Annotated in this window: 11 protein-coding genes; 5 read left to right on the forward strand and 6 right to left on the reverse strand. The window is 71.1% G+C overall.

Translation table 11 applies throughout. The features are described from left to right. Positions 1-68: 68 nt before the first annotated feature. The 3 genes from JJ691_RS50750 to JJ691_RS50760 form a co-directional block, all read right to left on the reverse strand. Positions 69-12,026 carry a type I polyketide synthase gene (locus JJ691_RS50750; RefSeq protein ID WP_442912814.1) on the reverse strand — a complete coding sequence of 3,986 codons (11,958 nt, stop codon included), beginning with the start codon at positions 12,024-12,026 and terminating at the stop codon, positions 69-71. A gap of 93 nt (positions 12,027-12,119) precedes the next feature. Beyond that, on the reverse strand, positions 12,120-12,887 hold the full coding sequence (locus JJ691_RS50755; RefSeq protein ID WP_211766490.1) for an NAD-dependent epimerase/dehydratase family protein: 768 nt from the start codon (positions 12,885-12,887) through the stop codon (positions 12,120-12,122). Positions 12,888-13,049: 162 nt separating this feature from the next. Beyond that, complete coding sequence (locus tag JJ691_RS50760; RefSeq protein ID WP_211766491.1) at positions 13,050-13,721, reverse strand: response regulator; 672 nt, start codon at positions 13,719-13,721, stop codon at positions 13,050-13,052. Between the two features lie 175 nt (positions 13,722-13,896). On the opposite strand from JJ691_RS50760, the gene JJ691_RS50765 reads away from it, so the two are divergent. The 3 genes from JJ691_RS50765 (at position 13,897) to JJ691_RS50775 (ending at position 17,027) form a co-directional block, all read left to right on the forward strand. Beyond that, complete coding sequence (locus tag JJ691_RS50765) at positions 13,897-15,165, forward strand: sensor histidine kinase (protein ID WP_211766492.1); 1,269 nt, start codon at positions 13,897-13,899, stop codon at positions 15,163-15,165. 153 nt (positions 15,166-15,318) lie between these two features. Beyond that, the gene (locus JJ691_RS50770) at positions 15,319-15,642 is read left to right on the forward strand and encodes a hypothetical protein (RefSeq protein ID WP_211766493.1); all 324 of its coding nucleotides are present in this window, start codon (positions 15,319-15,321) and stop codon (positions 15,640-15,642) included. Positions 15,643-15,809: 167 nt separating this feature from the next. After that, positions 15,810-17,027 carry a class I SAM-dependent methyltransferase gene (locus JJ691_RS50775; protein ID WP_211766494.1) on the forward strand — a complete coding sequence of 406 codons (1,218 nt, stop codon included), beginning with the start codon at positions 15,810-15,812 and terminating at the stop codon, positions 17,025-17,027. A gap of 111 nt (positions 17,028-17,138) precedes the next feature. On the opposite strand, the gene JJ691_RS50780 is transcribed toward JJ691_RS50775, so the two are convergent. Beyond that, positions 17,139-18,020 carry a TIGR03621 family F420-dependent LLM class oxidoreductase gene (locus JJ691_RS50780; protein WP_211766495.1) on the reverse strand — a complete coding sequence of 294 codons (882 nt, stop codon included), beginning with the start codon at positions 18,018-18,020 and terminating at the stop codon, positions 17,139-17,141. A 43-nt stretch (positions 18,021-18,063) separates the two neighbouring features. Then, positions 18,064-19,266 carry a macrolide family glycosyltransferase gene (locus JJ691_RS50785; RefSeq protein ID WP_211766496.1) on the reverse strand — a complete coding sequence of 401 codons (1,203 nt, stop codon included), beginning with the start codon at positions 19,264-19,266 and terminating at the stop codon, positions 18,064-18,066. A 179-nt stretch (positions 19,267-19,445) separates the two neighbouring features. On the opposite strand from JJ691_RS50785, the gene JJ691_RS50790 reads away from it, so the two are divergent. Together JJ691_RS50790 and JJ691_RS50795 are read left to right on the forward strand one after the other, a co-directional pair. Continuing rightward, positions 19,446-20,039, forward strand: coding sequence for a dTDP-4-dehydrorhamnose 3,5-epimerase family protein (locus JJ691_RS50790; RefSeq protein WP_211766497.1), 594 nt, complete (start codon positions 19,446-19,448; stop codon positions 20,037-20,039). A 107-nt stretch (positions 20,040-20,146) separates the two neighbouring features. After that, entirely contained in the window at positions 20,147-21,610 is a 1,464-nt protein-coding gene (locus JJ691_RS50795; RefSeq protein ID WP_249227567.1) for an NDP-hexose 2,3-dehydratase family protein, read from the forward strand. Between the two features lie 73 nt (positions 21,611-21,683). Here JJ691_RS50795 and JJ691_RS50800 read toward each other — a convergent pair whose 3' ends face one another. Then, positions 21,684-22,931, reverse strand: coding sequence for an activator-dependent family glycosyltransferase (locus JJ691_RS50800; RefSeq protein ID WP_211766498.1), 1,248 nt, complete (start codon positions 22,929-22,931; stop codon positions 21,684-21,686). Positions 22,932-22,940 lie beyond the last annotated feature (9 nt).

Below are 22,940 nucleotides of genomic sequence, written 5' to 3' on the forward strand. Positions count from 1 at the left end.
CTGGACAGGCAGTGCGCGGGTGTCGGTCGGACCGACACCCGCCACTGGCCCTTCACGTCTGGCCGTGATCAGTTCACGCCCAGTTCCCGGTCGATCAGGTCGAAGATCTCGTCGTCGCTGGCGCTGTCCATGTCCAGCCCGAACTCCTCGTCCTCGCTCTCCTCCGGGCCCCACTTGGCCATCAGATCGCGCAGCCTGGTCTGGATCCGGTTGCGCAGCTCGGCGTCGGAGGCGGTGTTGATCAGCATTTCCTCCAGGCGGTCCAGCTCGTCGAGCGGATCGGTCGCGGCCACCGGCGGCAGCAGCAGTTCCAGCACGTGCGCGGCCAGGCTCTGCGGCGTCGGGTGGTCGAAGACCACGGTGGCCGGCAGCGAGCAGCCGGTCAGCGCGTTGAGCCGGTTGCGCAGCTCCACACTGGTCAGCGAGTCGAAACCCAGTTCCTTGAACGGCTTCTCCACCCGCAGCGACTCCGCCCGCTGGCCGATCACCAGCGCGGTCAGGTCCCGCACCTCGCCGGTCAGCACCCGCAGCCGCTCGTCGGCCGGCAGCGACGTCAACCGCCGCACCAACTCCCGCTCGCCGCCGGTGTTGTCCGACGTGACCTCCACCGGCGCCGGCGTGGCCTCCGGAATGTCGCTCAGCAGCGGGCGCGGGCCGGCCAGGCTCATGGTCGGGCCGAAGGTCTCCCACTCGATCTTGGCGACGACCAGCTGCGTCGCGTCGGCGTCGAGTGCCCGCTGGAGGCCGGCGACCGCCAGCTCGGGCGCCATCAGCGTCACACCACGCTTGCGGTAGTGCTCCGCGGCGTCCTCGTGCACCATGCCGCCGCCGCCCCACGCGCCCCACGCCACCGAGGTCGCGGTCGCCCCGCGAGCCCGGCGCCGGTGGGCCAGACCGTCGAGGAAGCCGTTGGCGCTGGCGTACGCCGCCACCCCGGAACTGCCCCAGGTCGAGGCCCCGGACGAGAACAGCACGAACGCGTCCAGGTCGCCGAGCAGCTCGTCCAGGTTGGTGGCGCCGACCCGCTTGGCCCGGCCGATCTCGGCGAACTCCGCGACGGACACCTCCGCCAGCGGGGTCTGCTCCTGCACCAGGCCGGCGGTGTGCATCACGGCCGTCACCGGCTCGTCGAGCGAGTCGAGCAGTTCCACCAGCGCCGCCCGGTCGCTGACGTCGCAGGCCGCGATCGTCACCCGGGCGCCCAACCCGACCAGCTCGGCCTCCAGCTCGGCCGCACCCGGCGCGGCACTGCCGCTCCGGCTGGTGAGCACCAGGTGCTCGGCGCCGTTCGCGGCCAGCCAGCGGGCCACGTGACCGCCGATCGCACCGGTGCCACCGGTGACCAGCACGGTGCCCCGCGGCTGCCACTTCCGTTGCGGGACAGTGGTTTCGGCCGCACGGACCATCCTGCGCCCGAACCGGCCGCCGGCCCTGATCGCCACCTGGTCCTCGCTGCCGTCAGCCAGCGCGGCGCACAGCTCGGCGGCCGCCCGGTCGTCCACGACCGCCGGCACGTCGATGATGCCGCCCCAGCGGTCGGGCTCGTCCAGCGACAGCACCGCGGCCGCGCCCCAGAGCGAGGCCTGCACCGGGTCGGTGACCAGGTCGCTCGGGTCGATCGACACCGCCCCGCTCGTCACGCACCACAGCGGCGTCTTGGTGCCCGCCTCGGTCAGCGACGTGACCAGCCGCATGGTGTCGACCACGCCGACCGACAGCTCCGGGTGGTCCGGGTGCGGACGGGTGTCCAGGCCCAGCAGGGAAAGCACACCCTCGGCCATCAGGAAGTCCACGGCGGACAGCGTGGACGTCATGATCTGGAGGCCCTGGGCGCGAAGCCGGTCGAGCAGGGTCGTGACCGCCTCGATCTCCACCTCCGGCACGACCGCGATCCAGTCGCCGTACGGCCGGCTCTGGCCGCCGGACAGCGGGCGCCAGTCGATCCGGTACAGCCAGTCCTCCACAGTGGACTCAACTCGCTGGTTCCGGTACCAGGACGACAGTGCCGGCAGCACGCCGTCCAGTTCGGCGCTGTCGACCCCGAGGGTGTCGGCCAGCGTGTCGAGGTCGTTGTGCTCCACCGCCGCCCAGAACGACGCGTCCACGTCGCCGGACCTGGCCGGTGCCGCCGCGGCGGCCTTCACCGAGTCCGCCAGCCAGAAACGCTCGCGCTGGAACGGATAGGTGGGCAGGTCCACCAGTCGGGCGTCCCGACCCTCGAACACCTGGTCCCACCGGACCGGCACGCCCCGCACCCACAGCTCGGCGGCCGAGGTGAGGAACCGCTGGAGGCTGCCCTCGTTGCGGCGCACCGAGCCGGACGTGATCACACCCTCCCGGTCGATCAGCGAGATCAGCACCGGGTGCGTGCTGGGCTCGACGAACACCCCGAAGCCCTGTTCCGCCAACGCGGTCACCGCGTCGTGGAAGCGGACCGGCTGGCGCAGGTTGGTGTACCAGTACTCGCCGTCCAGCGCGGCGGTGTCGATCCAGTCCGCCGTCGCGGTCGAGAAGAACGGCACCTGCGGCACCAGCGGCGTGATTGACGCCAGCTCGGCGACGAGCCGGTCGTGGATCGGCTCCATCAGCGGAGTGTGCGAGGCGTAGGCCGCCGGCATCCGGCGCACCCGAACCCCGGCCGCCTCGTACCGGGCGACGAACTCGTCGATGGCGTCGGAGTAGCCGCCGACCACGGTGCTGGTGGCGCTGTTGACCACCGCGACCCACACGCCCTCGCCCAGCTGGATCTCGTCGGCCGGCAGCGCGATCGTGGCCAGGCCGCCCAGCACGTCCATGGCGTCGTTGGTCACCATGGCGCGCACCACGCTCAACCGCGCCGAGTCCTCAAGGGACAGCGCACCCGCCACGCACGCGGCCGCGACCTCACCCTGCGAGGTGCCGACCACCGCGTCGGGAACCACACCGACCGAACGCCACAACTCGGCCATCGACACCATCACGGCCCACAGCAGGGGCTGCAGGACGTCGACCCGCTCCAGCAGGGCGGGATCGCCGTGCAGGACCTCGGTCAGCGACCAGTCCACGTGCGGCGCCAGCGCCTCCTCGCACTCGGCGATCCGGGCGGCGAACACCGGCGAGGAGTCCAGCAGTTCCACGGCCATGCCGGCCCACTGCGCACCCTGGCCCGGGAACACGAACACGGTCCGGCCGGAAGCGGCGGTGACACCCTCGACCACACCGGCCGCGGCCTCGCCGGAAGCCAAGGCCCGCAGCGATTCCTCGCCGAACACCACCGCGCGGTGCTCGAACGCCGACCGCGTGGTCGCCAGCGACCAGCCGACATCGGCCAGGTCCAGACCGTCCACACGGGACGCCAGGTTCTCCGCCTGCGCCCGCAGCGCCTGCTCCGACCGGGCCGACAGCACAAGCGGGGAGATACCCGGCACCGGCTGGGGCTCGGGCTCGTCGACGACCGGGGCCTGCTCGATGATCACGTGCGCGTTGGTGCCGCTGATGCCGAACGCGGAGACCGCCGCCCGGTGCGGGCGATCGGTCGCCGGCCACGGGATCGTCTCGTTGAGCACCTGGACCCCGCTGCCCGCCCACTCCACGTGCGGGCTGGGCTGCTCGGCGTACAGGCTCCTGGGCAGCACCCCGTGCCGCAGCGCCATCACCATCTTGATGACACCGGCGACGCCGGCCGCGGTCTGGGTGTGCCCGATGTTGGTCTTCACCGAGCCGATCCACAGCGGCTCCGTCCGGTTCTGGCCGTAGGTCGCGATCAGGGCCTGAGCCTCGATCGGGTCACCCAGCTTGGTGCCGGTGCCGTGCGCCTCGACGGCGTCCACATCGGACGGTGCGAGGCCGGCGGCGGACAGCGCCTGCCGGATCACCCGCTGCTGGGCGTTGCCGCTCGGCGCGGTCAGGCCGTTGGACGCGCCGTCGGAGTTCACCGCGGAACCCCGCAGCACCGCCAGCACCGGGTGGCCCAGTTCCCGAGCCCGGGACAGCCGCTCGACCACGATGACGCCGGCGCCCTCGGCCAGGCCGGTGCCGTCGGCGTCCGCGGAGAACGCCTTGCAGCGGCCGTCGGCGGCCAGGCCGCGCTGGCGGCTCACCCCGAAGAACTGCGACGGCGTCGCCATCACCATGGCGCCACCGGCGATGGCCAGTTCGCACTCGCCGCCCCGGATCGCCTGCGCGGCAAGGTGGAGCGAGACCAGCGAGGACGAGCACGCGGTGTCCAGCGAGATCGACGGCCCCTCCAGGCCGAGCGCGTAGGAGATCCGGCCCGAGCCCACGCTGGAGGCGTCACCGGTGAGCAGGTAGCCGTCGTCGACGGCGTTCGCGGCCCGGTTGGGGGCGCCGTAGTGCTGCTCGTTCAGACCGATGAAGACGCCGGTCCGGCTGCCGCGCAACGACTTCGGGTCGATGCCGGCCCGCTCGAACGCCTCCCACGAGGTCTCCAGCAGTAGCCGCTGCTGTGGATCCATCGCGAGGGCCTCGCGCGGGGAGATGCCGAAGAACTCGGCGTCGAAGTCCGGGCTGTCATAGAGGAATCCGCCGGCCCGCACGTACGTCGTGCCCTGCCGGTCGGGGTCGGCGTCGTAGATGGCCGCCAGGTTCCAGCCGCGGTTGGTGGGGAACCCGGAGATGACGTCGGCCTCGGCGACCACCAGCGACCAGAGGTCCTCCGGGGTGCGCACGCCGCCGGGCAGCCGGCAGCTCATCGACACGAGGGCGATCGGGTCCTCGTCGTCGGTGCCGACCACCGCGTCCGACGGCCCCTCCACCTGCGCGCCCAGCAGTTGGGTGCGCAGGTATCCGGCCAGCGCGGTGGGCGTCGGGTTGTCGAAGACCAGGGTCGCCGGCAGCCGCAGCCCGCTGGTCGCGGTCATCGCGTTGCGCAGGTCGACCGAGGTCAGCGAGTCGAAGCCGAGTTCCTTGAACGCCCGGTCGACCGCGATCGCGGCCGGGTCGGCGTGACCGAGCACCTTGGCGGTGAGCTCGCGGACGAACTCGACCAGCGTGCGGTCGATCTCGGCCGGGGACAGGCCGGTGATCCGGCGCCGCAGCGCCGGCTCGTCGCCCGCCTCCGCCTGCTGCTCCTCGGCCGGCGCCGACACGAGCTCGGCCAGCAGTGGCGAGGGGCGGGAGGAGGTGAAGGTCGGCACGAACCGGTCCCAGTCCACGTCGGCGACCGCGATCACGGTGTCGTCGTGGTCGAGCGCCTGCTGGAGGCCGGCGATCGCGGGCTCGGGGTCGATCACCGGGATGCCGCGGCGACGCAGCACGTCCTGGAGCTCCTCGGCGATCATGCCGCCGCCGGCCCACGGACCCCAGGCCACCGACGTCAGCGGCACACCCCGCTGCCGGCCGTGCCAGGCGAACGCGTCGAGGAACGCGTTGGACATCGCGTAGGCGGCGTGGTCGGCCACGCCCCAGGTGCCCGAGATCGACGAGAACAGCACGAACGCGTCGAGCTCGTAGCCGGCGAGCAGCTCGTCGAGCAGCAGCGTGCCGGCGACCTTCGTCGCCGCGACCTCCGCGACGGTGGCGGCGGTGAGCTCCTCGACGGTGCCGAGCGGGGCCAGGCCCGCCGCGTGCACCACCGACCGCACCTCGTCACCGTGGTCGGCGAGGTCGGCCAGCACACCGGACAGGGAGTCCCGGTCGGTGATGTCGCAGGCCGCGAACGTGACCCTGGTGCCGAGCGCGTCGAGTTCGGCCGCCAGCTCGGTCATTCCCTCAGCGGTGCCGCCCTTCCTGCTCAGCAGCACGAGGTGCTCGGCGCCATTGCCGGCCAGCCAGCGGGCGATCCGCACCCCCAGCGCGCCCGTGCCACCGGTGATCAGCGTGGTGCCCCGCGGCCGCCACGTGCGGGCCGGGGCCAGCGTGCCGGCGGGGGAGGGGACCAGCCGTCGGCCGTGGATTCCGGTGGCACGGATGGCCACCTGGTCCTCGCCGGAGGTGGACGCGAGCACCGAGCACAGCCGGTCGGCGGCACGCTTGTCCAGCTGCTCGGGCAGGTCGACCAGACCGCCCCAGCGGGTGGGGTGCTCCAGCGCGATCACCCGGCCCAGACCCCACAGCAGAGCCTGCGCCGGGTCGGTGATCGGGTCGGACTTTCCGGTCGTCACGGCGCCGCTGGTCGCGACCCACAGCGGGGCCTCGATCCCGGCGTCGCCGAGGGCCTGGGCCAGCGCCAGTGTCGCCGTCACGCCGAAGCACAGCGTGGGGTGCTCGCGGTCGGGCCGCCGGTCGTGGGCCAGCAGCGAGAACACGCCGGAGAAGTGGGTGCCCAGCGCGCGCAGCCGCTCGGCCAGCGCGGCGCGATCGGCGCTGTCCACCACCACCCGGACAACCGACGCGGTGTCGAACGCGGTGGAGATCTCGCCGGACGCGTCGGCCGGCACGACGACCAGCCAGGTGCCGTCCAGGCGTCCGGATGGCAGGGACAACGGCTTCCAGTCGACGGAGTACCGCCAGGTGTCCACAATGGACTTCTGGTTCCAGCGCTCGCGCCAGGTCGTCAGCGCGGCGGTCAGGGCGCCGGCATCGACGTCGAGCTCGCCGGCGACATCGGCCAGCTCGTCCCGTTCCACCGCCTGCCAGAACCGGTCGTCGGTGGACTCCACCACGGCCGGCGTGCCGGAGTCGAGCCAGAAACGGCTGTGCTGGAAGGCATAGGTCGGCAGGTCCACCACGCGGCCGGCCACCGGCCAGGTGACGTCGACGCCCCGCGTCCACAGCTCGCCGGCCGAGGTCAGGAAGCGGGCGAGGGTGCCTTCGTTGCGGCGCAGCGAGCCGACGGTGACCACGTCGTCGTGGTCGATCACCGGCGCCAGCACCGGGTGGGCGCTGGACTCGACGAAGACGCCGAAGCCCTGCTCCACCAAGGCGTTCACCGCCTCGTCGAAGCGAACCGTCTGACGCAGGTTGGTGTACCAGTAGCCGGCGTCCAGCTGTGTGGTGTCGGCCCAGTCGGCCGTCACCGTGGAGAAGAACGGGATCTGGGACGCCTGCGGGGTGATCGGCGCCAGATCGACCCGGAGCCGGGCCTGGATTCGCTCCACGTGCACGGTGTGCGAGGCGTAGTCCACCGGCACTCGGCGGACCCGCACGCCGGCGGCCTCGTAGCGGGCCACCAACTCGTCAAGGGCGTCGGGGTCACCGGCGACCACGGTGCTGGTCGCGCTGTTGACCGCCGCCACCCACACCCGCTCGCCCAGCTCGATCTCATCGGCCGGCAGGCCGACCGAGACCATGCCGCCCCGGCCGGCCAGATCGTCCCGAATCGCCTGGCTGCGCAAGGCGACCACCCGAGCCGCGTCCGCCAGCGACAACGCGCCGGCCACCGCGGCGGCCGCGATCTCACCCTGCGAGTGGCCCACCACGGCCGCCGGGACGACGCCGTACGAGCGCCAGAGCGCGGAGAGGGAGACCATCACGGCCCAGGAGGCCGGCTGGACGATGTCCACCCGCTCCAGCAGGCTGGCGTCGCCCCGGAGGACCTCGATCAGCGACCAGTCCACGAACGGCGACAGCGCCGCCTCGCACTCGGCGATCCGGGCGGCGAACACGGGGGAGGAGTCGAGCAGCTCGACGGCCATGCCGGCCCACTGCGAGCCCTGGCCGGGGAACACGAACGCGATCTTGCCGGTGGCGCCGACCGTGCCGGTCACGGAACCGGAACCCGCGGCGACGTCTCGAACGCCGGCCAGCAGCTGCTCGCTGTCCGCCCCGATGACCACCGCGCGGTGCTCGAACACCGACCGCGTGTTCAGCAGCGAGAAGGCGATGTCGTTGGTGTCGAGGCTGTCACCGAGCGAGTCGGCCAGCCGTGCGGCCTGGTCGGCCAGGCCCTGCGCGGTCCGCGATGACAACACCCACGGGATGGGGGTGTTCTCTTCGTGCTTCTCGCTGCGGGCAGGCAGTTCGGGCCCCTGCTCCAGGATCACGTGCGCGTTGGTCCCGCTCATGCCGAACGACGAGACGCCGACCCGGCGCGGGCGGTCGATCTCCGGCCAGTCGTGGGACTCGGTCAGCAGCTCGATCTTGCCGGCGGTCCAGTCCACACGGGACGACGGGTCGGCGATGTGCAGGGTCTGCGGCAACACGCCGTGCCGCATGGCCATGACCATCTTGATGACGCCGGCGACACCGGCGGCTGCCTGGGTGTGACCGATGTTGGACTTCAGCGAACCCAGCCACAGTGGGGTTTCCCGGTCCTGGCCGTAGGTCGCGAGCAGCGCCTGGGCCTCGATCGGGTCGCCCAGCCGGGTGCCGGTGCCGTGCGCCTCGACGGCGTCCACATCGGACGCCGTCAACCCGGCGGACGCCAGCGCCTGGCGGATAACCCTTTGCTGCGACGGACCATTGGGCGCGGTCAGGCCGTTGGACGCACCGTCCTGGTTGACCGCGGAACCCCGGACCACGGCCAGGATCTGGTGCCCGTTGCGCTGGGCGTCGGACAGCCGCTCCAACACCAGCACACCGACGCCCTCGGACCAGCCGGTGCCGTTGGCGTCGTCGGAGAACGCGCGGCAGCGCCCGTCGAGCGACAGCCCGCCCTGCCGGCTGAACTCCACGAAGATGCCGGGGGAGGACATCAGCGACACGCCGCTGGCCAACGCCAGCGAGCACTCCCCGGCACGAAGTGACTGGGCGGCAAGGTGAAGCGCGACCAGCGACGCGGAACACGCGGTGTCCACGGTGATCGCGGGGCCCTCCAGGCCCAGGGTGTAGGCGATCCGGCCGGACGCGATGCTGGTCGAGGTGCCGGTGAGCAGATGCCCGTCCACGCCCTCGCCGCCGTCGTGCAGGTGCGGGCCGTAGGACTGCGACATCGCGCCGACGAACACGCCGCTTCGGCTGCCCCGCAACGACTGCGGGTCGAGCCCGGCGCGCTCCAGCGCCTCCCACGACGTCTCCATCAGCAGTCGCTGCTGCGGGTCCATCGCCAGCGCCTCACGCGGCGAGATGCCGAAGAAGCCGGCGTCGAACTCGGCCGCGTCGTGGAGGAAGCCGCCCTCCGCGGTGTCCGAGCCGCCCTGCCGCAGCCGGGCCAGATCCCAGCCGCGGTCGGTGGGGAAGCCGGAGATGGCGTCCGTGCCGTCGCTGACCAGTTGCCACAGCTGCTCCGGCGAGCGCACGTCGCCGGGGAAGCGGCAGGCCATGCCGACGATCGCGATGGCCTCGCCGGGGGCGCTGACCGTGACGAAGTCGTCGTCGACCGGCGTCTGGCCGGCCATGGTCTGCTCGATGTGGGCGACCAGCGCGTCCGGGGACGGGTAGTCGTAGATCAGCGAGGCCGGCAGCGGCAGGCCGAGCTCGGCCTGGAGCACCCCCTGCAGCTCGACACCGGTGACCGAGTCGAAGCCGAGGTCCTTGAAGGTGCGGGCGGTCTCGACGGTGCGCACGTCGCCATGCCCGAGCACGGCGGCGATGCCACCGCGAACAAGGTCCACTGTGGACTGCTGAGGAGTCGCTGCGGGCGCGGGGCGCTCGGCCGCCGGCGTGCTGAACCAGTAGCGCTCACGCTGGTACGCGTAGGTCGGCAGCGGGATCCGGTGGCGGGAAGCTGGGAACAGCGCGTCCCAGTCGACGGCGACGCCGTGGGTGTGCAGGCGGGCCAGCGTGGTCAGCACGCAGGCCCAACCGGGCTCGTTGCGACGCAGGGTGCCGACCGCGATCGCTTGCGGCGGAAGGACTCCGCTCACGTCCATGGTGGCGATCCGATGCGGGCTGCACTCCACGAACGTGCCGTGGCCGGACTGGCCCAGCGCCTCCAGGGCGGCAGCGAACCGCACTGGCTCACGCAGGTTGCGGTACCAGTAGTCGGCGTCCAGCGTGCTGGTGTCGATCAGCTCGCCGGTCACGGTCGAGCAGAACGCGATCCGGCTGGACCGCGGGGTGATGCCGGCGAACTGGGCGAGCAGGCGGTCCCGCAGGACCTCGACGTGGGCGCAGTGCGAAGCGTAGTTGACCGGGACCATCCGGGCGCGAACACCCTCGGCCTGCAACTGTTCCACCAGCTCGGCCAGCGGGGACCGGGTGCCCGACAGCGTGACCGAGGTGGGGCCGTTGATCGCGGCGACGACCAGGTCGCCCGACAGCCGCGGCTGGATGTCCGCCACCGACAGCGCGACGGCCGCCATGCCGCCGGTGCCGGCCAGCTCGGTCAGCGCCTGGCTGCGCAGGGCGACCACGCGGGCGGCGTCGTCCAGGGACAGGGCGCCGGCCACGCACGCGGCGGCGATCTCACCCTGGGAGTGGCCGACCACGGCGTCCGGCTCGATGCCCAGCGACTGCCAGAGCGCGGCCAGCGACACCATGACGGCGAACAGCGAGCACTGCGCCACGTCGTCGGTGTCGAGCGGCAGCGCGCCGCGCAGGACCTCGGTCAGCGACCAGTCCACGTACGGGGCCAGCGCCCGCTCGCACTCCTCGATGCGACGGGCGAAGACGGGGGACCGCTCCATCAGGTCGGCGGCCATGCCCGGCCACTGGGAACCCTGGCCGGGGAAGACGAACACGGTGCGGCCGGGGTCACCCGCGACACCCTGGACCACACCGGCCACCTGCGCCCCGGCGCCGATGGCGTCCAGACCGGCGGTCAGGCCGTCGACGTCCTCGGCGGTGACCACGGCCCGGTGGCCGAGGTGGGTACGGGTCGTGGCCAGCGAATACGCCAGGTCGGCGAGGTCGGTGTCGGCGGTGATCGCCTCGCGCAGCCGCTGGGCCTGCGCCTGCAACGCCGGCCGGGTGTGCCCGGACAGCACCACCGGCACGGCCGTGGCGGTCGGGACGACCCGCTCCTCGTGCTGCTCGTCGGTGACCGGCGGCTCGCTGACGACGACGTGGCAGTTGGTGCCGGCGACACCGAAGGAGGACACGCCGGCGGTCAGCGGCCGGTCGGGACGCGGCCAGGGGCCGGTCTCCCGGTTCACCGTGATCGTGGCGGGGATCTTCGGGTTCGGGGTGACGTGGTTCAGCGTCGCCGGCAGCTGCCGGTGGTGGATGGCCAGGATCGTCTTGAGCAGGCCGGCGATGCCGGCCGCGGCCTCCAGGTGACCGATGTTGGTCTTGACCGAGCCGACCACCATCGGCGTGCCGGCGGCCTCGGCCAGCGCGACGCCCTCGATGGGGTCGCCGACCGGGGTGCCGGTGCCGTGCAGCTCGACGTACTGGACGTCCTCGGGGCCGAGCTCGGCGGCCTGCCAGGTGTCGCGGATCAGGTCCCGCTGCGCGAGCCCGTTGGGCACGGTGAGGCCGGTGTCGCCGCCGTCGTTGTTGACCGCGCTGGCGGTCAGGACGCAGTAGACGCGGTCGCCGTCGGCCCGGGCGTCGGCCAGGCGCTTGAGCAGCACCAGGCCGCCGCCCTCGCCGCGGACGAAACCGTTGGCGCGCTCGTCGAAGGTGAAGCACTCGCCGTCGGGGGACAGGCCGCCGAACCGGTCCAGCGTGAGCGTGCTGACCGGGGACAGGTTCAGGTTGACGCCACCGGCCAGCGCCACGTCGGTCTCGCCGCGGCGCAGGCTCTCGGCGGCCAGGTGCACCGCCACCAGCGACGAGGACTGCGCCGTGTCCACGGTCATGCTGGGGCCGCGCAGGCCCAGCACGTGCGAGACCCGGTTGGCGATGACCGCTCGGTTCAGGCCGGTGAGCGTGTGATGGGTGATCGCCGACTCACCGCGACCGTAGGTCAGGGTGGCGTAGTCGCCCGAGGTCGCGCCGACGAACATGCCGGCGGTGGCGTCCCGCAGCCGCGACGCGGGGATCCCCGCGTCCTCAAGGACTTCCCAGCTCAGTTCGAGTGCCAGCCGCTGCTGGGGGTCCATGACGGCGGCTTCCCGTGGGGAGATGCCGAACAGGGCCGGGTCGAACTGGTCCACCCCGTCGAGGAAACCGCCGCGCTCGGCGGTGGGGAAGCGGCCGGCCGGCGAGTCGCCGATGGCGCTGTGCCCGCCGGCCAGCAGTTCCCAGAATCGTTCGGGACCGGACGCCCCGGGCAGCCGGCAGGACAACCCGATGACCGCGATCTCCACCACGTCCGCTGGCATAGCACTCATGTCGAAAGTATTGGACCGACGTCCCACTCGACCGCCGGTCGCGACTCGTTGGTCTAGGTGAACTTCTACAAAGGCAGCGGCCGCTCAGCCCATGGCATAGGTGGTGCTGACCACGGGGCCGACGTAGTGGTCGAGCAGCCGCGACAGGTAGTCGGAGCCGAAGTCGATCTCGTTCCAGGCCGGCACCATGGCCCGCAGCTTCGCGGTCGAGGTGGGGTTGGTCGTCACCTTCACGTCCACCATGTTCCGGCTGGCCCGCACCCCGAGCCGGTCCTCGATGCCGTCCACGATCCGCTCGATCGGTTCCAGCACGCCGGACGCGACGTTGATCACCTCGTTGCGCACGCCCGCCTGGAGCACGCCGTCCAGCGCCTCGATCATGTGCCGCACGTCGAGCAGGTCGCGATAGGCGTTGCGGTGCAGGTTGACCGAGCCGCCGCGGATCTGGGTGATCAGCGACGGGATCAGCTGGTGCGGCTGCTGTCCCCGGCCCACGATGTGGCTCAGCCGCAGCGCCAGCCAGCGCGCGCCGGAGTTGGCCAGCGTGGCCTCCAGCGAGAGCTTGTGCCGGCCGTAGGCGGAGATCGGGTACACCGGCCCGCTCTCGCTGCCCGAGCAGCCCTCGGAACCGTACATCGAGTCGGACGCGGTGGAGAAGAACACCAGGGTGCGCCCGGCCTTGCGGCAGATCCGCGCCGTGTTGTGCACGAGTTCGGCCTCACGGTCGAAGTCGGCGATCGAGGCGCTGTTGGTCCGGGTCACCCCGGCGGCGATCACGGTGGTGTCCCGGTACCGGTCGCCGAAGGCGGCACTCAGGTGGTTGGACAGGAACCCCTTGCCGATGATCTCCATCGCCACTCCCTCTCGTCTGCCGCCCACGTGACGGGCATGGGAAGCCCAGTGAGACGGCGCGAGCGGGGCGGGAGATGGTGGCAACGCGAGTGTCGAGGCGGTTTCCGTTTCGTGTCAACGGAAGCTATAAGCACAACTAGTGACCCGGCCGATTCGGTTGACTCAGCCGCAGTCCGAGCGTACGGCCAGGCCGGCGCTGTCGGCGAACACGGCGATCTGAACCCTGTTCTGCAGCCCCAACTTCACCAGCAGCCGGGACACGTGCACCTTGACCATGGCCACGCTGATGGACAGCTCCCGGCCGATCTCCGGATTGGACATGCCCTCGCCGACGAGCCGGGCGACCTCCAGCTCCCGCCCGCACAGGCCGCGGGCCAGGTCGACGGACCGGTCCCGGCGGGCGTCCACCGCGTCCAGCACCATGGTGACCAGGCTGCGCACCACCGGCTGGCACAGCACGACCTCGCCGGTGGCCGCCGCGAGCACCGCTGGCACGAGCTCGGCCGCCGCGGCGTCCTTGAGCAGGAACCCGCTCACGCCCACCCGCAGCGCCTCCACCACGTCCTGCTCGGCCAGCTCGGTGGCCAGGATGACCGCCTTCGGGGCCGATTCACCCTCGGTGATCCGGTCCAGGCCGGGGAGCAGGGCGTCCAGCAGCACCACGTCCGGCCGGTGCGCGGCGACCGCGTCGGCCAGCGGCGTGCCGTCGGCGACCTCGGTGATCACGCCCAGCCGGTCGTCCGCGCCCAGGATCGTGGTCAGGTGGGCGCGCACCAGTGGATCGCTGTCGACGACGAGGACGGAGACCCGGGACCGGCTGGCTGGTGCGCACATGTTGCGGACGGTAGCCGCTTGCCCTTGTGCTACGAATCGGACGAAGGTCGAGACCTGGAGCTCCTTACGTCCAAGATCATCTTGGTGGTGACCCGACTCACGACGGTGAGTGATGGGGCAGAACCCGCGGGACATGCCCCCTGCCGGGTCCGGTCGACCACTAGCATGACTCACCGTGACCCGTGTGAAGGCAGCTGCACCCAGCCCCAGACCGGGTCCGGACAACCCGAGCATGCTGCCGGCCAGGCTGAGCGGCGACTGGACCGATGACGACCCCGGCCGGCGGTCGGCCAGGGACTGGGCCGTCGACCTGCTCTGCGTGCTGGTGTCCCTGGCCATCGGCGCCCTCACGCTGCTGATCTCCCCGATCGACGACCCGTTCACCCCCATCTGGTGGATCAGCGTCGTGATCGGTGTCCTCGCGTCGCTGTCGCTGATGGTGCGCCGTGAGTTCGCGGTCACCCTGACCCTGATCCTGATGGTGCTGTCGACGGTGTTCATGACCGCGGGCGGGGGCACCGTGATCGCGCTGTTCACCACCGCCGTGCACCGCAGGACCAGGCCGGTCGTCCTGCTGACGCTGCTGGCGCTCGTGTCCACCCTCGTCCAGTACCAGGCGCAGCCGGTGGATCCGGACACGCCGCAGTCCTACTGGATCGCGGTCGTCATCGACTCGCTGTTGCTGGTGCTGGCCGTCGGGTGGGGGATGGCCGTGCGCGCCCGCCGGCAGCTGGTCGTGTCGCTGGCCGAACGGGCTCGCCGGGCCGAGACCGAGCAGGAACTGAGGGTTGGTCAGGCTCGCCTGCGGGAACGTGAGCGCATCGCCCGCGAGATGCACGACGCGCTCGCGCACCGGCTGTCGCTGCTGAGCATGCACGCGGGCGCGCTGGAGTTCCGGCCCGACATGCCGGAGGACCAGCTCAGCAAGGCGGCCGGCGTCATCCGGGCCACCGCCCACCAGTCGCTGCTCGACCTGCGCGAGGTGATCTACGTCCTGCGCGAGCCCGACGGCGGCGGGGACCTCCAGCTGCCGAAGGTCACGCTGGACGACCTGGCGACCCTGGTCGAGGAGACCAGGCAGACCGGCACCACGGTCGTCTTCCAGGAGCGGGTCGAGGCGGCCGAGGAGGCGTCGGCGCCGTTGTGCCGCAACGTCTACCGCGTCATGCAGGAGGGGCTGACCAACGCTCGCAAGCACGCGCCGGCCGCGACCGTGCACGTCGAGCTGTGGGGCGGTCCCGAGGCCGGTCTCACCCTGGAGCTGCGCAATCCGCTGCTGGCCGGACCGCCGCCGGGCCGGCCGGCGGCCGGGGTGCCCGGCGCCGGCTACGGGCTGGCCGGGCTGGCCGAGCGCGTCGCGCTGGCCGGCGGGCGGCTTGAGCACGGCCGAACCGTCAGCGACGAGTTCCGGGTCCGGGTCTGGCTCCCGTGGCCCTCCGAGTGACGTTCTGGGATTACGACCAAAGTCGGTGATTGTGGGCTACCAACGGCGCGCAGCGCTGTGCTATTGCCCGCTGTGACGTTCCCGGCCGGGTCCGCAGACTTGTCACCAGGTCGCTCTCGTTCCGGCCTTCGCTCACTGACTAGGGGTACTACCGTGGAAGACTGGCGTTCGGTTGTCGCTCTCGTTCTCGCTGTCGGGTTCGCGCTGGTGCTGGTGCGCCTGCTGCTGGCCATGCTCAACGTGGTCTCCTCGACGGCCAAGACGACCAAGGGCGGCCCGTACAACCGGCTGCTGGGCTTCGTGCACGTGTTCAACCTGGTCGGACTGGCCGCGGTCGTCTACGCCCAGCTGCTGTTCAACGGGGAGCCGCCGCAGATCCCGCTGGACATCGCCGGCGTCGGGTGCCTGGTGGTCGGCCTGACGTGGTCCAGCATCCTGGAGCGTAAGGCCCGGCGGCTGGCGCGCAGGGCCGCCTGAAATCGCGGCCGAAATCGGGTGCCGCGACCGGCGGCGGAAAACACTTTAGGGAGATTTATAGAAAATCGGCGGTGGACCTTTTTCTCGCATTTGCGGACGCGAATAAACCGTTGGAGGTCCGGCAATAGGGGTTGGTTATGGCGGAAGGCGTGCATAGACTCGCAACTATGACAGCTTGCCGTATCTGCGGCGGTGACCTCGTGGAGTTCTACGATTTCGGGCGCCAGCCGCTTTCTGACGCATTCCACAAGCCGGGCCAATTCCAGGACGAGTTCTTCTTCCGCCTCGCGGTCGGTTTGTGCACCGACTGCACGATGGTGCAGCTCATGGAGGAAGTGCCTCGGGACAAGATGTTCCACGAGGACTACCCGTACTACTCCTCGGGCTCCGCGGTCATGCGCAAGCACTTCGAGCTGACCGCTCGCCGTTTCATCGAGACCGAGCTGACCGGCCCCGCGCCCTTCGCGGTGGAGATCGGCAGCAACGACGGCATCATGCTCAAGACCATCGCCGACGCCGGCATCAAGCACCTGGGCGTCGAGCCGTCGGGCGGGGTCGCCGAGCTCTCCCGGAGCAAGGGCGTCCGGGTGCTCAACGAGTTCTTCCAGGAGTCCACCGCGGTCGAGATCGCCGCGACCGACGGCCAGGCCGACGTGATCTTCTCGGCCAACACGATCTGCCACATCCCCTACCTGGACTCGATCTTCAAGGGTGTGGACGCGCTGCTCAAGCCGAACGGCGTGTTCGTGTTCGAGGACCCCTACCTGGGCGAGATCGTCCGCCGCACCTCCTTCGACCAGATCTACGACGAGCACTACTACTTCTTCACCGCCCGCTCGGTGCAGTCCATGGCCCGCCGCTACGGCTTCGAGCTGGTCGACGTCGAGCGCCTGCCGGTGCACGGCGGCGAGACCCGCTACACCATCGCCCGCCAGGGCGCGCGCCAGCCGTCTCCCGCGGTGGCCGAGATGATCGCCGAGGAGAACGCGCGCGGCCTGGCCACGCTGCCCACGCTGGAGGGCTTCGGCGAGAACGTCACCAAGATCAAGGACGACCTGGTGGCGCTGCTGACCAAGCTGAAGGCCGAGGGCAAGACGGTGGCCGCCTACGGCGCGACCGCCAAGAGCGCGACCGTGGCCAACCTGTGCGGGCTGAGCGCCGACCTGGTGTCCTACGTGTGCGACACCACCCCGCAGAAGCAGAACCGGGTCTCCCCGGGCACCCACATCCCGGTCCGCCCGGCCGAGGCGTTCCACGAGGACACGCCGGACTACGCCCTGCTGTTCGCGTGGAACCACGCCGAAGAGATCATGGCGAAGGAGAAGCAGTTCCGCGACGGCGGTGGCAAGTGGATCCTGTATGTCCCCGAGGTGCACGTGGTCTGACCGACAACCCGCACGCGAAATAGCGTCACGCCGGAAGAGGCGTGACGCTATTTCTTTGCGCCAGGTGAGAGAAGAGGGCGGCACGGTGTTTCCCCGTGCCGCCCATGGCCCTCACAGCACGTTGATGACCTGCCCGAACGCGTCCATCCACGACTCGTTCACCGTGGTGTAGCTGATGCCGTACACCTCGCGGGTGCGGTGCAACTTCTCGGCGATCTGGCGCGGGGTGCCCACGCCGACCACGGGGATGTCCAGCAGCTGCTGGTCGTCGAGGTCGGGGCCGAAGCGGCGCAGCTGGTCCACGGCCGAGGCCGGATGGTCGGTGATGATGGTGGCCTTGGACAGCAGGTTGAACTCCAGCTGGTCCGCGCGCGGGCCGGCGGCCCGGCGGACGAACTCGACCCGCTCGGCCATCTGCTCGGCGGTGGCCACCACCATCCGCCCGTGCCTGGCCTGGAACTGGGCGCCGACGAAGCTGACGATCTCCGCCTGACGGGCGGCCAGCCGCAGCACCCGGTCGCCGTGCCCGCCCACCAGCAGCGGCGGCCGCGGCGACTGCGCCGGCTTGGCGTGGTCGGGGTCGGTGAGCAGCTGGTCCAGCCGGGTGACGGTCTCGGCCAGCCGGTCCACCCGGTCGCCCGGGGTGCCGAACGGCACGCCGGCGCGGGTGTGCTCCCACTCCACGTACCCCGTGCCCAGGCCCACCTCCAGCCGGCCGTCCACGAACTGGTCCAGGGTGGCGATGTCCCGGGCCAGCAGGGTGCTGTTGTGGAAGGCGGTGTTGAGCACGTAGGTGCCCACCCGGGGCCGCTGGGTGGCCTCGGCGGCCAGCACCACGGAGGGGAACGGCGAGGTCAGGTTGAGGTGGTCAGGGGCCAGGATCACGTCGTAGCCCAGGTCCTCGGCCCGGCGGCACTTGCCCACCCATTCCGACCGTGAACATCCCTCCGAGATCAGCACTACCCCGAATCGAAACGGCCGTTCTGACGTCATGTTCTGGCCTCCTGTGGCCACGCTGATGCGGATGTGGTCGGGATCAGTTCCCAGAATTGCCCATCAGTGACTCCACGAAATCGGTGGCCCGCGTCACGCCGCCGGCCGATGCGATGCTGTCCCGCATCGCCTCCGCGGCTCGCCGGAATCCGGCGTCCCCGGCGACCCGGTTGACCTGATCGACCAGTTCGTCGGCGGCGGCGGTCTCGCGATCCACCACCACGCCCAACCCGAGTTCGGCCGCTCGGGCCGCGTTCACGTTCTGTTCGGCGTGGTGCGGCACGCAGACCAGCGGCACCCCGATGCTCAGTGCCTCCATGACGCTGCCCATGCCCGAGTGCGTGACGAAGACGTCGGCGTGCCGCAGCACCGCCGGGTGCTTGACCCATTGCCGCGCCTCGACATTGGCCGGCAGCGGGCCGAGCTCGTCGGGGTGCGGGGAGCTGCCCAGCGTCATCACCACGTGCCACGGTGTGTCGGCGAAAGCCTTGGCGCAGTTGGTGAAGAACTCGGCCCGGCCGGGGCTGGGGGAGGTGCCCAGCGAGATCAGCACGACCGGGACGCCCGCGGCCGGCGGCCGCCAGTCGTCGTCCTCGCCCTGGTCGGCCAGCATCGGTCCGACGAAGCAGAACTCGGGCCCGAAGGTCTCGCCCTTCACCTGGAACTCGCGGGGCAGGTAGACCACGTTCGGCCCGTTGTCGCCGCCGAAGCCCTCGATGTCCACATGGGACAGTCCGAGACCGTCGAGGATCTCGTCCTGTCGCTGGGCGAACTTCTCCAGCGCCGCCATGTCGCCCATCGGGAGCTGGTTGTCGCCCCGCCCCGCGTCCTGCGCCTGGTTGAGCGAGAACGCCGAGTTGGACACGAACACCGCGCTGCTCTGCACGCTGGTGCGCCCCCAGTGGCGGGCCAGGAGCCGGGCGGCCTCGGTGGCGGCCGAGTCGTGCACGAACAGGTCGGGCACGTCGCCGGTGAACCGCTCGAGCGCGGCCGGCAGCGGGGAGAGCGCCTCGTCGATGAAGGCGATGGCCTGTCCGGCGACGTTCTCGGGAATCCCCTCCTGCCAGGGGAAGGTCGAGTCGTAGCGCAGCAGCTCGGCCCCGACCGCCTCGACCTGGTCGGCGAACCGGTCGGCGGCCGCGTAGGTCACGCGGTGACCCCGCCGCACCAACTCCTCGACGACGGGCAGGGTCGGCGCGAGATGCGCGTATGCCGGGAAGCTGAAGAACGCGATGTGTCCAGTCATCCGTAGCGTCGTCCTCGTCGGGTGCGGTGGGTGCGGTTGGTCAGTGCGGTGGCCTCGCCCGCGATGGTGGGTGAGGCGTTCGTTCCGGCGACGCCGGCTACCAGGGCCGACCTAGCAAAACCCTCACACTCGGTTGTGCTCGCGGGGACGTGGTCGCTCGCCTGGCTACCGTCCGCGCCATGAAGGCACGCAAACTCGCGATCGACGGCGCCATCGAGTTCACGCCGACGGTCTTTCCCGACAAACGGGGTCTGTTCGCCTCGCCGTTGCAGGAGCCGGCCTTCTCCGAGGCCGTGGGGGCGCCCTTCCAGCTGGCCCGGACGATCCACAGCACCTCGCACCGCGGTGTCATGCGGGGCATCCACTTCACCACGACCCCGCCCGGGTGCGCCAAGTACATCCACTGCGCGCGCGGCAAGGCGCTGGACTTCGTGGTGGACACCAGGGTCGGCTCGCCGACCTTCGGGCAGTGGGACGTCGTCGAGCTGGACGAGGTGTCGGTCCGGGCGGTGTACCTGGCGCCGGGTCTCGGCCACGCGTTCATCGCGATGGCCGACGACACCATCATGTCCTACCTGTGCTCGGCGGTGTACGTGCCCAGCGAGGAGCTGTCGGTCAACCCGCTGGACCCGGAGGTCGGGCTGCCGGTGCCCGACGGCATCGAGCCGATCCGCTCCGAGCGGGACACCGTGGCGCCGACGCTGGCCGAGGCGCTCGCCCAGCGCCTGCTCCCGGATTACGAGTTCTGCCAACGGAATTTCCCGATGCCCTGACCGATGTCCTAGTGGTACCACCAGAACCAGCACGTCGATCCGCTGTGGACACCCCGATGTGGCCCTACCGTGGCCGCGATCAGATCCCACCGCAAGAGGAGTCTCCCATGACGGATGGCGCCATGGCTCCAGGGTTGAGCGGATCGGCGAGCGATCCCGAGATGCACGTCCGCACGGTCGAGTCGGCGCAGCTCGTCGGGGGACTGGCCGAGTTCGACCAGTGGTACGACGAGTGCGGCAAGCAGAACTACACCGATGTGGAACGGGTGCCGCTGGAGGACCTGGCCGGCTGGCGGACCGATCCGGCCACCGGCAACATCGGCCACCACAGCGGCAAGTTCTTCACCGTGCAGGGCCTGGACGTGCGGCTGCCCGGCGCGCCCGTGTCGGCCTGGACCCAGCCGATCATCAACCAGCCCGAGGTCGGCATCCTGGGCATCCTGGTCAAGGAGTTCGACGGGGTGCTGCACTGCCTGATGCAGGCCAAGGTCGAGCCCGGCAACGCCAACGGCGTGCAGCTGTCCCCGACGGTGCAGGCCACCAGGAGCAACTACACCGGTGTGCACAAGGGCAAGGCCGTGCCGTACCTGGAGTACTTCCGCGACCGCGACCGCCCGCACCGGATGATCGCCGACGTGCGGCAGTCCGAGCAGGGCGCGTGGTTCCACCGCAAGCGCAACCGCAACATGATCATCGAGGTGTTCGAGCCGGTCGAGGTGCTCGACGGGTTCTGCTGGCTGACCGTCGGCCAGGTGCACGAGCTGCTCCAGGTCGAGGACCTGATCAACATGGACGCGCGGACCGTGTTGGCCTGCCTGCCCTTCGCCGGCGCGCAGCCGACCGACGCCACCTCGGGCGCCGACGAGTTCCGGACCGCCCTGATGCGGTCCTGCGAGGGCGGCCCGGGCAGCCGGCACAGCATGGGCGACATCCTGGCCTGGATCACCGACGCGCGCACCCAGTACGACGACGTGCACGCGACCATGATCCCGCTGGACCAGGTCCGGGGCTGGCGGCGCAACCAGGAGGCCATCTGGCACGAGACCGGCGCGTTCTTCCGGGTCGTCGGGGTGAACGTGCGGGCCGGCGGCCGCGAGGTCGGGCAGTGGATGCAGCCGATGATCGAGCCGCTGGGCGTCGGGCTGGTGGCCGTGCTGGTCAAGCGGATCGACGGCGTGCTGCACGTGCTCATGCACGCCCGGGTCGAGGCCGGCTACCTCGACGTGATCGAACTGGGTCCGACGGTGCAGTGCACCCCGGAGAACTACGACCACCTCACGCCGGCCGCCCGGCCGCCGTTCCTGGACGAGGTGCTGGCCGCGAGCCCGGACCAGCTCCGCTACGACACGGTGCTGTCGGAGGAGGGCGGCCGGTTCTACCACGCCCGCAACCGGTACCTGGTCGTCGAGACCGACCGGGACGTGCCGGTCCAGCAGTACCCGGACTACCGGTGGATGACGCTGTCGCAGCTGGGAGAGCTGTTGCGGCACAGCCACTACGTCAACATCCAGGCCCGCAGCCTGATCGCCTGCCTGCACAGCCTGTGGAGCAAGCAGGCAGCCTTCGCCTGACCTCCCGTCACGACAGAAGGTGCCGTCCCGATGATGGGACGGCACCTTTGTCGTTGTGGGGCAACGCCTTGCCTCAGCGGTGCTGCTCGGCCAGCCGCAGCAGCGTCGGCACGGCGTCGTTGGGGCTGGGCGTCTCCCGCATCTCCTGCCGGAGCCGGCAGGCGCCGTCGGCGAACACCGGCTCGGTGAGCAGCCGGTGCACGCCGTCCCGGATCTGCTCGGCGGTGGCGGTGGTGGAGTGGGTGTAGAGCCCGGCCTTGACGCTCTCCACGGCCTCCGCGAACGCGAACAGGTCGCTGTCCTTGTTGGGCAGCATGTACTGCGGCACGCCATGCAGCGCCGCGGTCATCCGGCTGCCGGTGCCGACGTGGTGGATCACCGCCGAACAGCCGGGCAGCACGGTGTTGAGCGGCACGAAGCCGACCAGCCGCGTGTTCGGGGGCACGGTCGCCCCGTCCACCTCGTTCGGGTCCAGCGTCGCGATGATCTCCGCGTCGAGGTCGCCGAGAGCGGCCATGATGTCCTGGACCGGCAGGTACAGCGAGTCGCCCCGGTAGGACAGGCCGGTCGTGAGCAGCACCCGGGGCCGCTCGGGCGGGCGCGCCGCCCAGGCCGGGACGATCGAGGGGCCGTGGAAGGGGGTGAACCGCACCGGTTCCCGGTGCGAGGCCAGCGGCAGCTGCAGGCTGGCCGGCACCAGGTCGGTGCTCCACTGCCCGGTGACCAGGTCCTCGTGGTAATCACACCCGTAGCGGCCGACGGCCCGCTCCAGCCAGTCCCGCAGCGGGTCGATGCCGGCCCGATCCGGGCTTTCCCCTTGCAGCGTCAGGAAAGTGGTTCGCATCGTGTCGTAGACGTCGACCGCCCACACCAGCCGGGTGTGCGGGATGCCCAGCACGTGGCCGGCGATCGCGCCGCCGAGGGTCAGCTGGTCCCAGACGATCAGGTCCGGCCGCCAGTCGCGGCAGAACTCGATCAGGTCGGCGACGAAGCCCTCGCCGGAGTAGATCTCCAGCGCCATCCGCATGGCGTCCCATTTGGACAGTGTCTCGTCCCAGTCGGTCTGGTGCGGCAGCGCCCTGGACCAGTTGGACATCTCGGTGTCGAACGCGCCCGTGCTCTGGAGCCTGCGCACGGTCTCGTGCAGATCGTGGTCCTCACCGACCCCGACCGCGGTCAACCCGGTCCGGCTGATCGCCTGCCCCATGCCGGGGTTGCTGGCCACCCGGACCTCGTGGCCCGCGGTCGTCATCGCCCAGGCCAGCGGCGCCTGCACGTACAGGTGGGAGTTCTCCGACAGGACGACGAACAGTACCCGCACGCCCGTTCC

This window comes from Kutzneria sp. CA-103260, assembly GCF_018263855.1.
In the GTDB taxonomy this organism is placed as follows: domain Bacteria; phylum Actinomycetota; class Actinomycetes; order Mycobacteriales; family Pseudonocardiaceae; genus Kutzneria.

What these genes read in the sequence shown, in the direction of transcription:
- JJ691_RS50780 (WP_211766495.1), bottom strand. Translation starts at nt 18,020, where the DNA reads ATGACGTCAGAACGGCCGTTTCGATTCGGGGTAGTGCTGATCTCGGAG.
- JJ691_RS50775 (WP_211766494.1), top strand. Translation starts at nt 15,810, where the DNA reads ATGACAGCTTGCCGTATCTGCGGCGGTGACCTCGTGGAGTTCTACGAT.
- JJ691_RS50795 (WP_249227567.1), top strand. Translation starts at nt 20,147, where the DNA reads ATGACGGATGGCGCCATGGCTCCAGGGTTGAGCGGATCGGCGAGCGAT.
- JJ691_RS50785 (WP_211766496.1), bottom strand. Translation starts at nt 19,266, where the DNA reads ATGACTGGACACATCGCGTTCTTCAGCTTCCCGGCATACGCGCATCTC.
- JJ691_RS50750 (WP_442912814.1), bottom strand. Translation starts at nt 12,026, where the DNA reads ATGCCAGCGGACGTGGTGGAGATCGCGGTCATCGGGTTGTCCTGCCGG.
- JJ691_RS50790 (WP_211766497.1), top strand. Translation starts at nt 19,446, where the DNA reads ATGAAGGCACGCAAACTCGCGATCGACGGCGCCATCGAGTTCACGCCG.
- JJ691_RS50755 (WP_211766490.1), bottom strand. Translation starts at nt 12,887, where the DNA reads ATGGAGATCATCGGCAAGGGGTTCCTGTCCAACCACCTGAGTGCCGCC.
- JJ691_RS50760 (WP_211766491.1), bottom strand. Translation starts at nt 13,721, where the DNA reads ATGTGCGCACCAGCCAGCCGGTCCCGGGTCTCCGTCCTCGTCGTCGAC.